17 protein-coding genes are annotated in these 19,138 nt (G+C 56.3%); all 17 read left to right on the top strand.

Annotated elements, in window-relative coordinates; all coding sequences use genetic code 11:
- Positions 1–149: 149 nt before the first annotated feature.
- The 17 genes from AC1DV9_RS03185 to AC1DV9_RS03105 all read left to right on the top strand — a co-directional run bounded on the left by AC1DV9_RS03185 (position 150) and on the right by AC1DV9_RS03105 (position 19,135).
- Entirely contained in the window at positions 150–3,083 is a 2,934-nt protein-coding gene (locus AC1DV9_RS03185) for a PEP/pyruvate-binding domain-containing protein (protein WP_477946142.1), read from the top strand.
- A 3-nt stretch (positions 3,084–3,086) separates the two neighbouring features.
- The gene (locus AC1DV9_RS03180; RefSeq protein WP_477946140.1) at positions 3,087–3,755 is read left to right on the top strand and encodes a gamma-glutamyl-gamma-aminobutyrate hydrolase family protein; all 669 of its coding nucleotides are present in this window, start codon (positions 3,087–3,089) and stop codon (positions 3,753–3,755) included.
- On the top strand, positions 3,752–4,639 hold the full coding sequence (locus AC1DV9_RS03175) for a class I SAM-dependent methyltransferase (RefSeq protein WP_477946138.1): 888 nt from the start codon (positions 3,752–3,754) through the stop codon (positions 4,637–4,639). The genes AC1DV9_RS03180 and AC1DV9_RS03175 overlap by 4 nt, the downstream gene beginning before the upstream one ends.
- Positions 4,636–5,424, top strand: coding sequence for a phosphocholine cytidylyltransferase family protein (locus AC1DV9_RS03170; protein WP_477946136.1), 789 nt, complete (start codon positions 4,636–4,638; stop codon positions 5,422–5,424). Before AC1DV9_RS03175 ends, AC1DV9_RS03170 begins: the two co-directional genes overlap by 4 nt.
- Positions 5,425–5,466: 42 nt before the next feature.
- On the top strand, positions 5,467–5,955 hold the full coding sequence (locus tag AC1DV9_RS03165) for a hypothetical protein (RefSeq protein WP_477946135.1): 489 nt from the start codon (positions 5,467–5,469) through the stop codon (positions 5,953–5,955).
- On the top strand, positions 5,952–6,782 hold the full coding sequence (locus AC1DV9_RS03160; RefSeq protein ID WP_477946134.1) for a hypothetical protein: 831 nt from the start codon (positions 5,952–5,954) through the stop codon (positions 6,780–6,782). The genes AC1DV9_RS03165 and AC1DV9_RS03160 overlap by 4 nt, the downstream gene beginning before the upstream one ends.
- A gap of 16 nt (positions 6,783–6,798) precedes the next feature.
- The gene (locus tag AC1DV9_RS03155; RefSeq protein ID WP_477946133.1) at positions 6,799–8,076 is read left to right on the top strand and encodes a lipopolysaccharide biosynthesis protein; all 1,278 of its coding nucleotides are present in this window, start codon (positions 6,799–6,801) and stop codon (positions 8,074–8,076) included.
- Entirely contained in the window at positions 8,054–9,175 is a 1,122-nt protein-coding gene (locus tag AC1DV9_RS03150; protein WP_477946132.1) for a hypothetical protein, read from the top strand. Before AC1DV9_RS03155 ends, AC1DV9_RS03150 begins: the two co-directional genes overlap by 23 nt.
- Positions 9,176–9,205: 30 nt before the next feature.
- The gene (locus AC1DV9_RS03145; RefSeq protein ID WP_477946130.1) at positions 9,206–10,342 is read left to right on the top strand and encodes an N-acetyl sugar amidotransferase; all 1,137 of its coding nucleotides are present in this window, start codon (positions 9,206–9,208) and stop codon (positions 10,340–10,342) included.
- A gap of 30 nt (positions 10,343–10,372) precedes the next feature.
- Complete coding sequence (gene hisH / locus AC1DV9_RS03140; RefSeq protein WP_477946128.1) at positions 10,373–10,990, top strand: imidazole glycerol phosphate synthase subunit HisH; 618 nt, start codon at positions 10,373–10,375, stop codon at positions 10,988–10,990.
- A complete protein-coding gene (locus AC1DV9_RS03135; protein ID WP_477946127.1) occupies positions 10,983–11,744 on the top strand; it encodes an AglZ/HisF2 family acetamidino modification protein in 762 nt (253 codons plus the stop codon). The genes hisH and AC1DV9_RS03135 overlap by 8 nt, the downstream gene beginning before the upstream one ends.
- Position 11,745: 1 nt before the next feature.
- Entirely contained in the window at positions 11,746–13,593 is a 1,848-nt protein-coding gene (asnB, locus tag AC1DV9_RS03130; RefSeq protein ID WP_477946125.1) for an asparagine synthase (glutamine-hydrolyzing), read from the top strand.
- Between the two features lie 45 nt (positions 13,594–13,638).
- Positions 13,639–14,490 (top strand): hypothetical protein, encoded by an 852-nt coding sequence (locus AC1DV9_RS03125; protein ID WP_477946124.1) that lies wholly within the window; start codon positions 13,639–13,641, stop codon positions 14,488–14,490.
- Between the two features lie 155 nt (positions 14,491–14,645).
- Positions 14,646–16,001 (top strand): hypothetical protein, encoded by a 1,356-nt coding sequence (locus AC1DV9_RS03120; RefSeq protein WP_477946122.1) that lies wholly within the window; start codon positions 14,646–14,648, stop codon positions 15,999–16,001.
- Positions 15,998–17,365: a lipopolysaccharide biosynthesis protein gene (locus tag AC1DV9_RS03115; protein WP_477946120.1), complete on the top strand. Its 1,368-nt coding sequence runs from the start codon at positions 15,998–16,000 to the stop codon at positions 17,363–17,365. Before AC1DV9_RS03120 ends, AC1DV9_RS03115 begins: the two co-directional genes overlap by 4 nt.
- A 13-nt stretch (positions 17,366–17,378) precedes the next feature.
- Positions 17,379–17,993 carry a CatB-related O-acetyltransferase gene (locus tag AC1DV9_RS03110; protein WP_477946118.1) on the top strand — a complete coding sequence of 205 codons (615 nt, stop codon included), beginning with the start codon at positions 17,379–17,381 and terminating at the stop codon, positions 17,991–17,993.
- Entirely contained in the window at positions 17,990–19,135 is a 1,146-nt protein-coding gene (locus AC1DV9_RS03105; RefSeq protein WP_477946116.1) for a glycosyltransferase family 4 protein, read from the top strand. Before AC1DV9_RS03110 ends, AC1DV9_RS03105 begins: the two co-directional genes overlap by 4 nt.
- Positions 19,136–19,138 lie beyond the last annotated feature (3 nt).

The raw sequence follows: 19,138 nt of genomic DNA, 5'->3' as shown, positions 1-19,138 counted from the left end.
TTCGCTGCAGGCGAAGGACCAACATTTCGGAGATTTCGTTGAACAGGCCGCAAGTCATCATACTCGGAGCAGGGAAGCCGTATTCGGGGGCGTATCCTTCGGCTCTGGTACAGGCGCCAGGAAGCTCGCGTCGGGTTCTCGACTGGGTCATGGAGGCTTTCTCTGCGGTCAGGGATTCAGAGTTTCATTTCGTCGGCGGCTATCGGCTGCAGGACATCGTAGCTAAGTATCCCAACATCTATTTCTCGGTGAACCCCGATTGGAAGACCAATTCCGCGGCCGGCTCCCTGTTAGCCGCGCCTCTGGGAACCGGGCGTGACACCTATATCTGTTACTCGGACACGGTCTTCTCCCCCGAGATCGTAAATGACCTGGCCGACAGCACGGCCAGCATAACGCTTTGCGTCGATAGGCGCTGGCGCGAGAGGTATGATGGCCGTTCCCCCCAAGATATCACCAGTGCCGAAAAGGTTCGCCTCCAAGGTGGCCAGGTCGCGCTCGGCCGTGAAATCGATGCGGCGGATGCCGACGGCGAACTGATTGGGGTCTTAAAGCTTTCAGGCGATGCGATCGCCGCGGTCAAGGCGCTGGCTGCGAAGGAAGATCCGGAACAGTTCGCGCGGCTTGACATGCCGAGTTTGATAAACCGGCTCGTCGCGGCGGGGCTCGACATCGAGGTCGTTGAAAATCGCGGACGCTGGGCCGAACTGAATGCGCCTCAGGATCTGGCGCATTTCGTTCTCGGTACCAAGGCTGAGACCCTTGAACGGCTGCGCCCCCTGGTCAGAACAAGCATCATCGGTGAGCAGGTCTGCTTTACGGCTGGAAACTGGCAGGTAGGCAGGCAGGTTGTTCTTGATGCCGTGCGGGCAAAATTCGGCCGTATGGCCGTCATCGTCCGCAGCAGCGCCCATTCCGAGGATGGCTGGGTCACGTCGAATGCAGGGAGCTACGAGAGTATCCTGAACGTTCCCGCGGGCGACGCCGACAAGATTGCCGAAGCCGTCGAGCGCGTCATCGCAAGTTATGGAACGTCGTTGTCGACGGACCAGGTTCTGGTGCAGGAAATGCTGCACGACGTCGTGCTGAGCGGCGTGGCTTTCACACGCACGCTCACCCATCGGGCTCCCTACTGCGTGCTGAACTATGACGATAGCAGCTCCAGAACTGACAGCGTAACCGGTGGCGGGCTTCACGGTCTCAGAACCCTCTTCGTCCGCCGAAGCCGGCTCGGTTCGGCGGAGCGCCTCGATCCGCGCATTGCCAAGGTCATTAGCGCCATCTCGGAGCTTGAAGACCTCGTTGGGCATACGTCGCTGGACATCGAATTCGCGATGGACTCAAACCACGTTGTTCACATCCTGCAACTCCGGCCGTTGGCCGTCCGCCACAAGGCGAGCCATGCGGCCGATGAGGCGATCGACCTTGCCCTAGACGAGGCTGCGCGCTGGTTCGACAGCGCCAGCTCACGCGGTAGCAGACTGGTTGGCACCAAGCCGATCTTCGGCGTGATGACGGACTGGAACCCCGCGGAAATTGTCGGCACGAAGCCGCGCAATCTCGCGCTGTCCATCTATCGCCAATTGATCACCGACGACACCTGGGCGCGGCAACGCGCCGAATATGGGTACAGGGATGTTCGCCCCTGCCCTCTCATCGTCAGCTTTGCGGGACACCCCTATGTCGATATCCGTGCAAGCTTCAACTCTTTCATACCGGCGACGCTGAGCGAGTCCCTGGCCGGACGACTGGTCGATCACTATCTGGAGCGGCTTACACAGCACCCTGAACTGCATGACAAGGTGGAGTTCGACATCGCGTTCACCTGCCTGACTTTCGACTTCGAGACCATGGCGGCAGAACGGCTTGGCCCCAACGGCTTTTCAGCGAGCGACATCGCCACCTTGAAGCGCGCCCTGCTGGACATAACCAGTGAGGGGATCACACGCGTCGAGAGTGACTATGCGACGCTCGATATTCTCCAAGATCGCTATGATGCCTTGGTAGCGCGGGAGATGGCCCCGCTGGACCGTGCTTTCGAATTGCTGGAGGACTGCCGCCGCTTCGGTACTCTCGCTTTCGCCCATTTAGCAAGAAGCGCCTTTGTGGCGATGGCTCTGCTTCGTTCGCTTGAGCGGATTGGAATCACGACATCTCAGGACACAAGCCTCTTCCTGGCGTCAATGGAAACCGTCACCGGCATGTTTGAGAAGGACGGCGGAAATGTTCACACGGGCCAGCTGTCCTTTGAGGCCTTCGTCGCCCGGTACGGACATCTAAGGCCGGGTACCTACGAAATCACCTCCGATGCCTACGCGGACGACCCGGAGCGCTACCTGAAGCCGATGGTCAAGGCGCGCAGCACGCAAAGCGTCAGCTATTCCTGGTCCCCAGCCGTTCGCACGCAGATCGGGGAACAGCTCCAGGCACTTGAGCTTGACACCAGTGTTGACGCTTTCGAACACTTCATCCGTCGGGCTATCGCCGGCCGCGAATATGCCAAATTCCTCTTTAGCCGCAACCTGAGCGCAGCACTAACGGCCATCGGCCAGATGGGCGGTCTCGACCGCGAGGCACTGTCTCACATCGATGTGAGCGACCTCAACAAATTGCGTGTTGGTGCGCACCCTGCGAATGCCACAGCATGGCTTTCGGCGCGGGCAGAGGAAGGCGCCGGCGAATATGAACTGCGTTGTGCCATCGAACTTCCACCGCTCGTCACCAGCAGCGACGATTTTGATGCATTCGAAAGGCCTTCGAGTGTGCCCAACTTTGTCGGGCAAACCAAGCTCCTGGCCGAGATCGTTGTGATGGCCGATGGTGAAGCCGGCACGACGGTACCGCTCGCCGGCAAGATTGTGGTCATACCACGCGCCGATCCTGGATATGATTGGCTATTTGCGCACGGTATCGGCGGTCTTGTCACCCAATATGGGGGCGCGAATTCGCACATGGCGATTCGATCGGCAGAACTTGGCCTGCCCGCCGCAATCGGCGTGGGAGAATCCTGCTTTGAGCAACTTTCCACCGCGCGCATGATTTTGCTCGACTGCGCGGCGCGGAAACTAGAGGTTCATACCTGAATCATGAAACGTATCGGCCTAACGCAGCGTGCGCATTCCATATCCGGCATCTCGGAGCGGCGCGACATGCTCGACCAACGCTGGACCGGGCTGATCGAGCGCTTGGGCGGGTGTCCGTTACCGCTGGCAAACACGGTTCAGAATCCCGAGATGTATCTTGAGGCGCTGGGCATCGACGGACTGGTTATGACGGGCGGCAACGACATCGCAACCCTTGCCGATGCGACGGACGGCGCCTCTGAACGCGACAAGTTCGAAGCTGCGGCCTACGCTTATTGCACGGAAAAGGGGATTCCGGTTCTCGGGGTCTGCCGTGGCGCACAGATGATCAACCAGCTCTCCGGCGGACGGATGGAGCGAATGCCAAATCATGTGGCACAGCGCCATGCCATTATCTGGAGCGACGTATTGCCGCCCTCGTGGCACTGCCCCCCTGCCGTTAACAGCTACCATGGCTGGGCGATCCCTGCGGACGGGCTTGCCCCTCGCTTGACCGCAGCGGCTTGGGCGAGCGACCGTTCGGTCGAGGCATTCTACAGCACAGACGCCGCCGTAACCGGCATCATCTGGCATCCCGAGCGCGAGGATGCTTTGTCGAGCGAAGCCTTGGCCTTCCTGGCGCGGGCACTCGGCCTCGACGATAATCAGTTCAACGCGGAAAGACCGGAATGACCCAGCAGGTTTCGGGTGCAACGCCCACTCTTTCGAAGATCAAAAAGTTCGTTCGGCATTCGATGATTGTGGCAGCGTCGCTTCTGCACCGGTCTGGCATTTTCCTGATCGTTTCGGCGCGGAAGCTCGTCCGTCTCACTGAAAGGCACACGATCGACCAGACCTCGGACCGGTTCATCATTGACCTGCCGGCACTGCACAAGAAGGTTCGGCACGAGTTGGACCTGCAACGGCGCGAATATAACAGCTATTCGTATTTCCACGGTTATCCCTACCAGTCGCTAGGCATCCTTCAGATTTTCGGCGAACGGGGAACCGAGGAACGATTCGATGCCTACGAGCTCGCGGCCTTGATCAAGACGAGTGACCACGTCCTCGACATCGGTTGCAATTGCGGCTTTATGACACTTTATTCCGCTTTCAGGACGGGATGCAGCGCAGACGGAATCGACATCAATCCCTATATGATCCGTATCGGGCAACATTGTAACGAATACCTGCAGCTGAACGACCGCGTAAAACTCATTGCCCAGTCATTCCTCGATTACAGACCGGAACGGCTCTATTCGGTTGTCCTGTCGTTTGCGACCCATTGGACCGACGACAAGAATTATCGCGTGCAGCTGCAGGACCATCTGCTGCGAATCCACGCGATGATGGAGAGCGGAGGCCTTTTGGTCTTCGAGACTCACTCGGCCGATGTCGGCAATCCTGAGTTCTATTCGGCGCTAGAAGAAATGCGCGGGCATTTCTCGTGGGATAGCTGCCGCTCCATGGCACGAGGAACACGCGAACTGTACTTGATGCGGCAACTCCCGCGACCGCCGCTTGAAGGCCAGATTGTAGACGCTGCAATTTCCGGAGTGATAGGAGACGGCCATTGAAAGCTCTCGTTCTCGCGGCAGGTCAAGGTACGCGGTTGCGCCCTTTGACGGATGACCGGCCAAAATGCATGGTCGAGCTCGCCGGCATACCGCTGCTGAAGCGGCAGGCCACGACGCTACGCCGCCTCGGCATCAGCGATATAGCCGTGGTTGCCGGTTACCGCGCAGACCAAATCGCCGCAGCCGGCTTTGCCACTTGCCTGAATCCGCGCTTCGCATCCACGAACATGGTTTCAACGCTCTTTTGCGCGGAACACCTGATGGACGAGAATCAGGACCTACTGATTTGCTATGGCGATATCGTCTACGAAACCCGCGTTCTCGCTGCACTGATGAAGGTGAATGCAGCGGTCACGGTTGCCATCGATAGCCAATGGCGACGGTATTGGGAGCTTCGGCTCGATGATCCGTTGAGCGACGCAGAGACCCTAAAGCTAGGCCCTGAAGGGCAGCTGCTTGAGCTGGGCAAAAAACCGAAAAGCTATGCGGACATTGAAGGTCAGTATATCGGCCTGATCAAGATCCGCGCGGATCAGGTACGGGCCCTGAAGCAACTCTACAAAACGATGGATCGGTCGGCGACCTACGACGGCAAAGATTTCGACAACATGTACATGACCAGCTTCATCCAGTATCAGATCGACCAGGGGTGGGACGTGAAGGTCTCGCCGGCGGACAACGGTTGGCTGGAAGTGGACAGTGTGACCGATCTGGAACTTTATCATCACATGGCGGCAAATGGGACGCTCAAGTCATTCTACGACATTCAGGAAACTCAGGCATGACAAATCTCCGGCCATCCGCATCGCTATGGTCTACGTAAAGGCATGATGAGTTTTCCGGTTGAAATCGAAGGGAGGAATCGCGTCCAGGCATTGATTGACCGAATCATTGCCGGTGGTCAGCCTATGTGGCGCGAGGCCGACAGCGTTACCCACCCGCGATCTTCTGCACTGTTCGATCTGGAGGCTTTGCTGGCTCAGCAGATAGAGTTTGCTTTGGAACAGCTTTCAAACGCACAGCTCGATAGGCTTCGACGGAAGATAGAGGTCGCACGGAAACTCTACGCGCGTTACGAAAGCGATCTTTCGCGGCCTGCGACAACGGAGCCTCTCTCCGCCGCGGGCATCAACCGACTTTGCGCTATTATGCTGCTCGCAGCCTTGCGTCATCACGATGCGAGGTTCCTCAACTCGGCGCTTAAACTGATCGATGGCCTCATTGCGCCTGCCGGCGTACAGGTATCATCGGAACTGGTCTTGATCGCCGAGGCGACACTGGACGCCTTGGTCCCCCTGGAACGACACCAGTCATGAAGACGATACCACTCGGCATCCTAGCGTTTCGCGGCGGCTGCCCGGTCACGGAAGCCTATCTTGCGACCTTGAAGAATCATGGGTTCCGCCCGTCCGTCATTTTGGCAATTGACTATGTTGGTGAAGGCGCGAGAGCGGCCAAACTTCAGCGCCGTCTCGGAACACGCCTCTCAGCCATGCTTTTGAGGCACTGGCGAAACAGATCGGTGCGCATTTCGAGCGAATTGAAGGAACGGCTTCAACGGCACTATCCTGTCAAGCTGAAGCCAGGGCGCGAACCCCGGTTTGAGAATTTTGCCGATCGTGTCGATTATCTGACCATCAAGGATTATGCCGATCCACGTTTGCGGGAGGCAATGCGCACTTGCGGCGCAGGCACCTTCCTCTACTGCTCAGGCGGCCGGGTGCCTGCAGCGGTTTTTGAAGAGGGTTTCCGCATCCTGCACATCCATCCCGGAGTTGTCCCTCATGTGAAGGGATCGGATGGCCTGCTCTGGTCGATGCTGGCGCGCGAGAAACCGGGCGCAAGCTGTTTCTATATGGATGCAGGCATCGATACCGGCAATCTGATTGCGACGGCCGAGTATGCGATGCCTCGTTGGCCTGGCCTGAATGCAGCACCAGACGTGCTCTATGAGGCTCTGATCCATTGCTACGATCCACATCTCAGAGCCTCGCTCCTTGTCGATGTCCTGAAGGGACCTGGCCGAAACGGCGACGGCGACTTGGCCAATCTCCCGGCAAGCGCACAGGTGCATGGCGACGGACATTACTACACCATGCACAGGCTGCTGCGCGACCGCGCGCTGTCCCGGTTGTGCCGCTGACGTCCGGAAGGCTGCTATGACCAAGACTATCAGCGGGTGGATCGCGCGTTTCAGGAAGTCCACGCTCTTGCAGCGGATAGGCGCGCTAATGACGGGTACCGTCATTGCCCAGGCCATCCAGCTTCTCAACTTGGTGATCCTCGCCAAGTTCTATCCGCTTTCGGATGTTGGTACCTACAGCGTGTTTTTCGCCATTGCCAGCACGCTTACGCCTGCCGCAATGCTGGGTTACGAGATGCTGATTCCGGCTGTTCCCGACAACGAAATTCGGCCCTATCTGAAGGCAGTAGCATTGCTTCCACTGCCAATGGCGATTCTCGCCGCTGCGGCAGCGTTCCTGGCGGGATACGGTCACTGGGCGGCAATTGCATCATGGATCAGTGGAGCGGCCATCCAGCGCCTCGGCGAGATGTATAACGTGCGACGCAACCGATTTCGCCATGTTGCCTCTGCACGGTTGTTTCAGGCGCTCCTGATGAGCGGTGTACTGGCAGGCTTCATTCTGAGCCAGCGGAGAGACATTGATGAGATGATCGCCGTGCAGGCGAGCCTTGTATTCGTGCTTGGCGTCTCATATGCGGCCTTCAGCCTGCCATTGAGCGAACTTGCCGAAAGCTGCAGTTGGGCCGCCATGGCCAAAACATTGCGAAATGCGGCAAACGCGCCACTTTTCCTGCTGCCGTCGAACTTCCTCAACTTGATCGCCTACAACGTACCGGTTGTCGTCATCGGCAAATGGTTCGGCGCCGATCTTGCCGCACAATATGCCTATGTTCTTCGTTTCGGCTTTGGGCCAGTCAGCCTGATTGGCGGAACACTATACCAAGTCTTTTATGGCTTGCTGACGGAAGCCGTCCGTAGCCAGAATGAAGCGTTGTTCAATCAGTTCGCCCGCGCACGCCGGATGATCTTCTTCGCAGCCGTCTCAGCGACACTGGGCATAGCACTCAGCTATCCGATCGGCTTCCGGCTGCTTCTGGGACCGCAATGGATGACAGCTGGCTGGATCTCGTTGATCTTCGCACCCTTTTTCGGAGCGATGATCTATCTCACGCCACTTTCCGTAGCGCTTAACACGTTCAATCGCCAGCATATCGACCTGAAAACACAGCTACATTATTTTGTCATATCGGCATTATCGTTCGGCATCGCTATTGCATTGCACAATTCGTGGATCGGCTTCATGCTATTTTCATGGCTGGGCTGCCTGCGCTATGCGCTGCTACTCAAGGACATCAATGCAATTCTGATCGAGAGCGAGGTGATAGCCGATGGCAATCGGAAAGCTCCTTAGATACGCGTTGGGCGGACAAGGACTTCGCCAAGCCGCCGCGCTGATCCGTCATCGTTTGGGTCGGACATACGACGTTGTCTTTGCCGCCGGTAGCCAAGTTGACCTTCAGTGGGTGATGCCGGCCTATGCAGCGGCGCGGGCTCGCGGCCTCACCTGTGCCCTCGCTGGCCCGGACCTCGTCACGCCTCAAGCGGGTGAATATATCAACGTCCCTGCACGCCTATTCAGGTTCCTGCGGACACGCGCCATCGTGACCGCAACAAGCGGACTAAAGGCGGAGCATATGCCGAGGCAGGCCACTCACCGTATCGCGATACCGCATTCGCTGGTGAGCCTGCATATGGTCTACCCGGCCGGTACGTTCGATCCCTACACGGATATTTTCTGCTGTGGCACGCATCACGTCGCGGAAGTTGAGGCGATGAACCAACTTGCCGGCAGAAGAGACCGACGCCCCATCCTAATCGGATATGGGAAGGCAGAACGACTGCTAGAAACCCGCCCTGTTCACGACGTTTCCAACGACGGCAGAAAACATGTCCTCATCGGACCTTCATGGGGCAAGGGAAATATCATCGAGACCATGGGCGAGCCGCTGATCGCGCGGCTTATTGCGGAAGGCTATCGAGTGACGCTACGCCCGCATCCCTCGTTTTTCATCGCCGGGGATGCGCTGCTCGGCCCGTTGGTCGAGCGATGGCAAGGGCATGAGGCCTTTACCCTGGAGAACTCCGTTGAGGAAAGCCGGGCAATTTGGACGGCGGACATGATGATTGCGGATTATTCCGGCTTCGCCATGGAGTTCGCCTTCATTCGGGAGCGTCCGGTGCTTTACATCGATGTTGCGTCAAAGGTCCTGAATTCTGACTGGAAAGCCGTCGGGACCGTTCCAATCGAACTCGCCATTCGTGACCGCATCGGGATCGTCGTTGGCGCTCAGGTAGATTTGGTCATTGATGGATTGAGAAATCTCTCTCAACACGATACGGAATGGCCCGGCAGAATCCGCGACGAGCGCGAGGCAGCCTGGGCGAATTTCGGCCATTTCGGGGATACCTGCGCCGCCGAACTTTCGAGAATGCTCGCCAAATCGGCTTAAACACTTAAATAACCTCGGATTCTGTACACCATGCAATATCAGATTTGTACTCGATGCATTATGGATACGAGCGATCCCGACATATCCTTTGATGCGGAAGGTGTGTGCAACCATTGTCGAGGGTTCGACAACAATATCCGGCTTAACTGGCATCCGGACGTCAACGGCCGGCAGAAACTCGACGAGATTGTTGCTACGATCAAGCGCCAGGGTGAAGGCAAGGCCTACGATTGCGCTATCGGTTTGAGCGGCGGCGTCGACAGCTCCTATCTCGCCTATGTCGCCCGGAAGGAATTGGGCCTGCGTCTTCTTGCCGTCCATGTCGATGGCGGCTGGAACTCGGAACTGGCGACCAAGAATATCGAGAATATCGTCCGCAAGCTTGATATCGACCTTCATACCTACGTCGTGGATTGGGAGGAGATGCGTGACTTGCAGCGCTCCTTCCTGCGTGCGGGTCTTGCCAATCAGGATGTCCCCCAAGACCATGCCTTTTTCGCTTCGCTTTATAGCAATGCGCAGGCCTACGGGCTGAGATATGTTCTCAGCGGCGGCAACATCGCCACAGAGTCAATCATGCCCGAAGAGTGGGCTTACAACGCGATGGATTTGAGGCATCTCGAGGCGGTGCATCGCCGCTTTGGCTCGATCAAGCTCAGCACGTTTCCGCGTGTTAGCTTCTTGCGTTACTACTTCTGGAATAGATATGTGAAGCGGATGCGCGTCATACGCCCGCTGAACTACATGCCCTATGTAAAGAACGATGCGATCGCACTTTTGGAACGCGAGCTCGGCTTCCGTTACTACGGCGGCAAGCATTTTGAATCACGATTTACGAAATGGCAGCAGCTTTATTACCGCCCCCGGAAATTCGGCTATGACGAGCGGCGCTCTTACCTTTCCAGCATGATCCTATCTGGCCAAATGCAGCGCGACGAAGCGAAACAGGCTTTGGCCGACGATGTCGAGAACGAGCGCCAAGCTGAGGAGGAGACGGATTTTATCTTGAAAAAGCTGTCGATCAGCAAAGAGGAATTCAAGCAGATCATGGACTCGCCTCCGCGGACTTTCCGTGATTATCCTTCAAACTACATGCTCTTCAATTTCAAGACAGCGCTTCGGGAATGGTTGCGGTCCAAGGGAATGATAGTGCACCCGAACTCCTGATGCTTCAGGTCTCTTTCTGGGCGGAATGATATGATCGTGATCGTCGACTACGATGTCGGAAATCTGGCATCCGTTTGCAACATGTTGCGCAAGGCCGGGGCCGATGCGGTCATTTCACGAGACAAAAATGAAATTCTCATGGCGGACAAACTCATCCTGCCGGGGGTCGGACACTTCGACCATGGGATGAAGATGTTGCAGGGGTCCGGTTTGCGCGGCGCACTCGACGAGTTTGCCCTAGAGCTGCGCAAGCCTGTCCTCGGTATCTGCCTTGGCGCGCAGATGCTTGGTAAAAAAAGCGCCGAAGGCGACCAACCCGGCCTCGGCTGGATAGACATGGAATGCCGGCGCTTTCCCAATGCTGAGGGCTTCAGGGTGCCGCATATGGGATGGGCCGAGATCCAACCCAAACATTCGTCAATGCTCTTCGACAACGCCCTGGCCGACGCGCGCTACTACTTTGTCCACGGTTACTACATGGCTTGCAACGACCCGCACAATGTCCTTGCAACCTGCAATTATGGTATCGAATTCACGTGTTCGGTCCAGCGCGACAATATTTTCGGCGTGCAGTTCCATCCGGAAAAATCACTACGGCATGGCCTTGCCCTGATGCGGGCTTTCAATGAGTACAAATGCAATGACTAGAACCCGCGTCATTCCAGTTCTGTTGTTGCGCGGCCAAGGTCTCGTCAAGACGGTGAAATTCAAGGCCCCGAAATATGTCGGCGATCCCATCAACGCGGTGCGTATCTTCAATGAGAAGGAGGTCGATGAGCTCGTTTTCCTCGACATTGCAGCGACGCCAGAAAACCGAGAGCCGCCCTTCGATCTGTTGCGGGACATTGCCAGCGAAGCCTTCATGCCGATGGCCTATGGCGGCGGCCTGACAAATATCGAACAAATCCGCCGCGTCATCGGGCTCGGCTTTGAAAAGGTGATTATCAATAGCGGCGTCTATGGAAATCTCGAACTGATCCGCCAAGCAGCCTCAATTTACGGTTCGCAGGCGGTTGTATGCAGTATTGATGTCCGCAAGACGTGGATCGGGAGTTATGAGCTTGTCTCGCGGTCAGCAAGGAAGCGGGAACCGGTCAGTCTGCGCGACCACCTTGGCGCCGTTGAGAAAGCCGGAGCCGGCGAAATTCTTGTGAATGCTGTGGATCGCGATGGGACGATGTCCGGCTATGACCTCAAACTTATTCGCGCGGTCAGCGACGCGGTCTCCATACCGGTCATTGCCTGCGGTGGTGCCAGAAATATTGACGATTTTGTCGAAGCCGTTTCGGTTGGATCCGCTTCCGCAGTCGCCGCAGGAAGCATGTTTGTATTTTATGGCCGGCATCGGGCCGTCCTGATTAACTATCCCGAAAGGGCTCAATTGAGCAGCAGGTTGCCCTGATATGTGTGGAATCGCAGGCCTTATTGCAAACGCGGGAACTCAGCCGTTTCCGGACCTTATCCAGCAGATGACAGATGCCGTGGCCCATCGCGGACCTGACGGCCAAGGGATTTGGTCGCAGGGCAGCGTGGCCCTCGGACATCGACGCCTGTCAATTATCGATCTTTCCGAGCTCGGTAAGCAGCCGATGGCGGACGAGCAGACCGGCTGTGTCGTCACCTACAACGGCGAAATCTACAACTATATCGAATTGCGCAACGAACTCATTGCGCTCGGCCGGCACTTCCGCTCCGGCTCCGACACTGAAGTCCTGTTGAGCGCTTATGAACAATGGGGGCCAGATTGCGTTCGCAAGTTCAACGGAATGTGGGCGTTCGCTATTTTCGATCCAAGGCGCAACATTGTCTTCTGTTCGCGCGACCGTTTTGGCGTCAAACCGTTTTATTATGCCGATACGGCTGCAGGTTTCGGCTTTGGATCAGAAATACGCCAGTTGCTGCCGTTGTTTCGCGAAATCAAGGCGAACGCGCGTGTCGCCATGAACTTCCTCGTGTCGCGTGTGGCGGAAGACATCGAAGGTTCTTTCTTCGCAGGCGTCAACAAGCTGCCCGGCGGGCATAACCTGATCTATCGCATCGATAGCCGCTCCTATACCATTGAGCGTTTTTATGAGCTTACCTCCAATGCCGACGTCCAGCGCCTTGATGGGCGGCAGGCGCTTGAAGGCTTCGACTCGCTTTTTAAGGATGCCATCAGGCTGCGGCTAAGGTCCGATGTGAAGGTTGGCACATGCCTCAGCGGAGGCATGGACAGCTCCAGCATCGCGGCAATTGCCGGCGAGATGTATCGGACAGACAGCGACGGGCAGGCGTTCTCCGCCATCACTGCAATCAGCGAGGATCCGCTGACCGACGAGTCTGGCTTTGCCAAGCAGGTCGTAGACCGCGCTGGCCTGAACTGGATCACCGTTCGTCCCGATTACAACGACTTCGATAGTGCGATCGACGCTGTCGTGCGCACCCAGGAAGAGCCCTTCGCCAGTACATCGATCTTCATGCAGTATTTCGTCATGCAAGAGGCGCGCAGGGCCGGCATCACGGTGCTGCTGGATGGGCAGGGCGGGGATGAGATACTGCTGGGCTATGAGCGTTACTTCGCCGACCACTTCGCAGGGTCGCTGCTTTCGGCACGGTTCGGTAATGCGATAGGCGTTCTAGGCGGCCTTGGCCGCAACGGGCGGCCAGGCGCTCTCAAGGCACTTTTGTGGAACCTTGCTTATTTTCACGCGCCGGGGCTCAGACGCGCGGGCATCAGTATCCCAAGCAGCCTCTTTTCTGAGCAGGCCTTGGCTGCACAGAGCGTGGACCGGACGGGCGCTGATGGCACTGATCTTTTCGCTCTGCAGAAAAGAGAGATCAGGAAAACGAACCTGCCAGTTCTGCTCCGATACGAAGATAAAAACTCGATGGCCCACGCTATCGAGACCCGGCTTCCGTTCCTCGATTACCGGTTGGTGGAATTTTCAACCTCGCTTGCAACCGAGTTGAAGTTGACTGATGGCTGGGGAAAACACCTTCTTCGCAAGGCTATGGAAACGCGGCTGCCCGCCGAGATTGTCTGGCGCAAGCATAAGTTCGGATTTGAATCGCCGGAAAGTCGCTGGATGCGCAGTCACGCCTCTGCGATAGACAGCACTATTGCGTCTTCGGACTTGATAAGATACCTCTGCGCCCGCGATGCTCTCAAGAGAGAGGGGCTCGCGAAAATCAATCAAGGATTGCGCTGGCGGCTATACTCCCTGGCGAAATGGGCGGAGACTTTCGGCGTCGGTGGGCTGTCGTTCGACTGACAGATCAGATGCCTGAAGGCGACGTTTCAACGAGTGGAGAGGCCGATGGAGCAAGAAAAAGACCGTTTGAGCTTTTGCTGGAAGCTTTTTACTCTGGCGGTCCTGCTAATCATTGGCGTTGCGTCCAAACTTCTCCCGGGGTCAGGCGTCCACGCGCGGCTCGATGCCAGTGAAGGCACCAAAAGCGCCGCCTTCGAGGCGTCCCGGCAGTTTCGCTACGGCGAAATATCCGAACCACAGCTTGTAAATTTGAAATGGGCTTTGAGGCAGTTGCCTGGAGACGAATTGCGGCAGAGGTACGGCGATCGTCCGGTTATCCGGAACGTTGTACTCGGTGAAATCATGCGCGCCGCCGACGCACAATTGGCAATTGCAAATTCCGCGTCCGCCAAGCTTGCTACGATGGATCCGGCTGTGGTCAAAGCCAGCGTGGCCAAGTCCAAGGCCGATAGCGAGGAACGAAAGCGCAAGCTTAGCACTCTGACCGACTATTGGCCCGTCATTACCAATATAGAGCGTGAGCCGGCACCATGGGGCGCCTTCATGCTGGTAAGCTACAAGATCAAGCTGCCGGAGGGCACGAAGCTCAGCTTCCTGCCCTGCGCACTTGAATACGGCGACGATTTTGAACCCAAGCGCGGTAAATTCGAATTTGACTGTCTTTTCATGCCGATGAGGAATGGGAACTATCAAGTTCGTCTTCCGGATCCCATTGGCTCGGATCTCGCCGATGTCAAAATCGATATTTATGCCGATTACAGCCGAGCGACCGTAGATGAGCGCAGCGATGCCTTCGCCGTTATCGACGAGGTTCAACCATCAATTCCGGAAACAGAAATGCTCACGCAAGCCTACAGCAGGATGAAGTCGATACTCGATAATAAGGCATATTTTTGAGTATTTCCGCCAGTCATATCCAGGAAGACAAAGGGCATTCTTGGCCTCCTGAACGTTCTGGACTTTGTAGTTACGAATTTTAGAAGAGCATGCCCTGAGCATGGCAGCAAATATCGATCAGCTGTCACCGGATGCATCGACTGGAGACCAAGGTAGTGCACAGTATTTTACAGACTTGGATTCTATCGAAAAAGGGAGATCTTTTTCTGATTCTTGGTTTCCTTGTGTTTCGGCTCTTCCTGGACATTTCCTACGAGAAATTTCTTTATGTCATTTACTATTTCGACACGCCCATCAACTTCCTCTACGATGTTGATCTGACGCGCTACCTTTGCTCGCTGCTTATGTTCGTGTTGTTCACCACGGTCTTAAGCTCACGGCCACGGGATGTCAGCAATGTCTTTCTCGTCATGGCGACGTTCTTCCTCATCGGCCCCCTGACAAGCGAGTTCGGACTGAATGCTGCACGACCGATCGAACCGGTCATATATACAATGAGCGCGCTTTTGCTTGTGGACCTCGTTTCGAGGATGCCAATTCCTGATTTCATTTCGCGGATTCCCGTTCCGAAGGGGCCGCTGCTCGCTGTCGCGATTTCGGCAGCGGCTGTACTCTACCTCTTTGCCTGGGCCTATTTTTCGGGTGCTCTCGCCTATTTCAATCTTGACGTCCGCAAGATTTATACCTTCCGGGATAACGTTGCCGCGTTGCTGGACGTGGGCGCGCTGTCCTACCTAAATCTCTGGGTCTACAAAGTCTTCACGATCTTCCTGATCTGCGTTTGCCTGCTAAACCGGAAATTCGTCTGGCTCGGTCTCCTGCTCACTGCACAGTTCTTCTTCTTCGGGCTGACAAGCCATCGAATCGTTCTCTTCCTACCCTTCCTGGCCATAGCTGTCTGGTTCTATCTTGAACGCTTTGAGCATTTGACACCGATGCCCTACGCGGCGGCAGTCGGGATTCTTGTAGCACTCCTTCTTTTTGAGGTTCGCGACATCGAAAGCGTTGCCGAAATTGCCATCCGGCGCGCCTTTTTTGTGCCCTCGGGCATGACCTTTCAGTGGTTCGACTTCTTCACCTTCCACCCGCATGTCTACTGGGCTGACAAGGTACTAGCGTCGTTCTCCAGTGGTGAATATGTCGGGGTCAACATTCCGCGATTGCTTGGCGGATACTTCGTTCCGGGAGCAGACAGCGCTTCGAATATGGGCCTCGTTCCTGCTGGCTACGCTCAGGCAGGTATTTGGGGCGTCTTGCTTTATTCGGTAATTCTCGGCCTCGTGCTCAGCGTCTTGAACACCATTGTCCGTTCAGGTGCCCCGCTCTGGTTCGTGTCAGCGATGACTATCGGACCGTTGCGAACCGCCCTTGCCGACAGCGATCTGTTCACAACATTATTGAGTCACGGCCTTGGAATGGCCGTTATCTTGCTCTGGTTGTACCGCACGCGTTTTGTCGCTCCGGGAGTATCGAAGCAAATAGTTCCGGCTGGAAATCGGGAACAGGAATGATGCGAGTTCTGACGTGCCTGAAGCGTTACCTTGGCAGGGGACTTGAGTCTGTCGGCTTTGGTATGAAGTCCAAGATATCAAGCTATATGTTCCTGACGATCAGCTCCGCCATTGCACAAGGCTTTCTTCTGCTGATTTCGCCTGTGATTACGCGCCTCTATGGGCCGCAGGAAGTGGGTGCATTTGCGGTTATCCTCGGCTTTGGCGCGCTTGTCGGGTCAGTTGGAACGGGTCGTCTCGAACATGCGATCCCTATCGCACATGGGCCGATTGAGGCGATCCGCATCGCATTCCTTGGTGGTGTTCTCGTAACTGCCACGTCGTTGATCGTCCTCGTTGGCATCAACGTCCTGCCAATGTCGATGTTGCCGGGCAGTGGTTCGTGGAAGGACTTGCCTTTTCTTGCTGTGCCTGTAATCGCAATCAGCTTTGCATTTTCGCAGTTGATCAACGCCCTCCTGCTACGCCAACGCGCCATAAGGAGCGTCGGCAAGAATAAGATTCTGCAGGGTATCGTTTCGGGATGCGGGCAGTTGGCCTTTGGGCTGGCGCATCATAGCGCCGCCGGCATGATCTGGGCACAGGCCATTGGCTACATGGTGGGCGCCATGAGTGGCCTGCGGCGGCTAAGCCTTCGCGGCGGCATGGTGCTCTGGCGAAGGGGTCCGCAACTCAAGGCGACTTTCCTTGATTACAAGCGATTTCCCTTGACGCTGGCGCCAGCCGCGCTCTTCAATCTCGCTGCCCAGCAGGTACCGGTTCTGGCTTTGAGCTACATGTACGGTCTTTATGAGGCCGGGCTTTTCGCGCTCATTATGCGTGCCTGCGGCGGCCCACTTGGTATGCTCGGGCAGGCTGTGGCCCAAGTCTACGCATCCGAGTTCCGAACCTTTCGTAACAAGCCCGAGGGTGCACTCGCCCGCGAATATCTGATGATGCTGTTTCGGCTTTCTATCGTGGGCGTATTTGCCGTAGGCTTCCTTGTCATCGTGATGAATGCCTGGGGCACAACCATCTTCGGCGCGCGCTGGGATAACATCGGCATCGTATCAACGCTTCTGTCATTGATGCTCTTTTCCGATTTCGTGACGACGCCAGTCTCGATGACACTAAGCTATCTCGGGCGCACACATGTGCAGTTGATCTGGGATGCGGCGCGATTGATTACATTGCTCATAGCGACGGCGCTGACCTATTGGCTTTCGCTGCGGTTTGGGCAGTTCATGGTTGTACTTGCAGCCGTTTGGTCCTTTAGTCTATTGATCCACGCTGTTCTGACCTGGCAGGCCTGCCGGACTTCAGGGCCTAAGAGCCAGTCGGGTGATGTCGCCTACTCGGCCGATGGTCTCAAGGATTTGCGATAATAGTCGAGTTGGTATGGTTTCCTTCGGTTACATTTTTTCAAGACTGCTAAAGAAGGCGCGCGGCAACGCGATCGCCGATAGTCTTGTTCATCCGACATCCAAGCTGGAGGCCGGCAGCACAATCATTCGTTCACGCTTCGATCGACATTCATTCTGTGGCTACGATTGCACGATCATAGATTGCGACGTGGGTGGATTTTGTTCGATCGCCGGGGGCGCCGTCATCGGAGGATCTCGTCACCCGATGGAATACGTCTCCACCAGCCCGGTCTTCTTGTCTCACCGCGACAGCGTGAAAGCCAAGTTCTCCAAGCATCCCTACCAATGGCGCGCCAGAACGACCATTGGGCATGACGTGTGGATCGGAGACAAGGTTCTAATCAAGGGTGGAGTGACAATCGGTCACGGCGCAGTGATCGGAATGGGCAGCGTCGTAACCAAAGATGTCGAGCCCTATGCAATTGTTGCCGGCAATCCGGCTCGCCTCATTCGAATGCGGTTCAGCCCCGAAATTATCGAGGGGCTCCTGAAAATGAAATGGTGGGATATGCCCGATCATGAACTGAGGCGGATTGCCCCCCTGTTCCCCGACCCGGAGCAATTGCTGAGGCAAGAGGGCTTTCTGTGAAGATTGTACATCTCTGCCTTTCCTGCTTCTATGTGGATGGCTTCGGCTACCAGGAGAATGAGCTGGTCCGCCAGCACGTGATCGATGGTCACGATGTAGTCGTCGTCGCGTCCACCGAGAATTTCGGTGCGGATCGACGGCTGACCTATGTCGAGCCGTCAGTATATATGGGCAAGGATGGCGCCAAAGTAATCCGATTGCCCTACCGAAAATTCCTGCCACAAAAGATCATGCGGAAGTTGCGTCCGCATCCCGGTGTATTTCGGCTGCTTGAGGAAATCGGCCCGGACGTTATCCTCTTTCACGGGCTTTGCGGCTGGGAGCTTTTTGCCGCAGCGAAATACAAACGCAGCTATCCGCGGGTGAAGCTTTACGTTGACAGCCACGAAGACCAGAATAACAGTGGCCGCAACTTTGTTTCGAAATATTTCCTGCATCGCCTTTATTACGCGTCCATCATCAAGTTATGCCGCCGGCATTTCGAGAAGGTTCTCTGCGTTTCGATAGAAACGATGGATTTCGTTGAAACGAGCTATGGGATTCCTCGGGCTGACCTGGAGTTCTATCCACTGGGCGGCCGGGTCTTCGATGAAGCGGAATATGCTGCTCGTAGGGAGCGTGGTCGCCTCAATGTCGGCATGGCGGATGGGCAAGTCATGCTGATGCAGTCCGGCAAAATGGGCCCACGCAAGAAGATACTGGAAAGTCTTCGTGCGTTCATCAAGACCGAAGGTGATCACCTTCGCTTCGTTGTCGCTGGCGCGTTCGATGAGAAAATACGCGAAGAGGCCGAGGCTCTGATCGCAACGGATACGCGAATTAGCTTTCTAGGCTGGAAGGGCGCTGACGAACTAGGCGACCTGCTCTGCGCAACAGATGTCTATGTCCAACCGGGAACACAGTCTGCAACAATGCAGATGTCACTCTGCGCCCGTTGCCCGGTTGTATTGGACGATGTGCCGAGTCATGCACCCTTCGTAAATGGCAATGGCTGGCTGCTGAGGGAGCCCGACGACCTGCCTTCCGCCTTTCGAGCCATTGCCCGAGATCCAGATGTCTTGGCATCGATGTCCGCCCAGTCCCTAAAAATCGCATCGCGTCTCTTGGATTACCGAGCCCTCGCTGCGCGCATATTGAAGTAAGCT

This window comes from Rhizobium sp. 01L410 (assembly GCF_056400165.1).
This window is presented reverse-complemented; position numbering and strand designations above follow the sequence as displayed.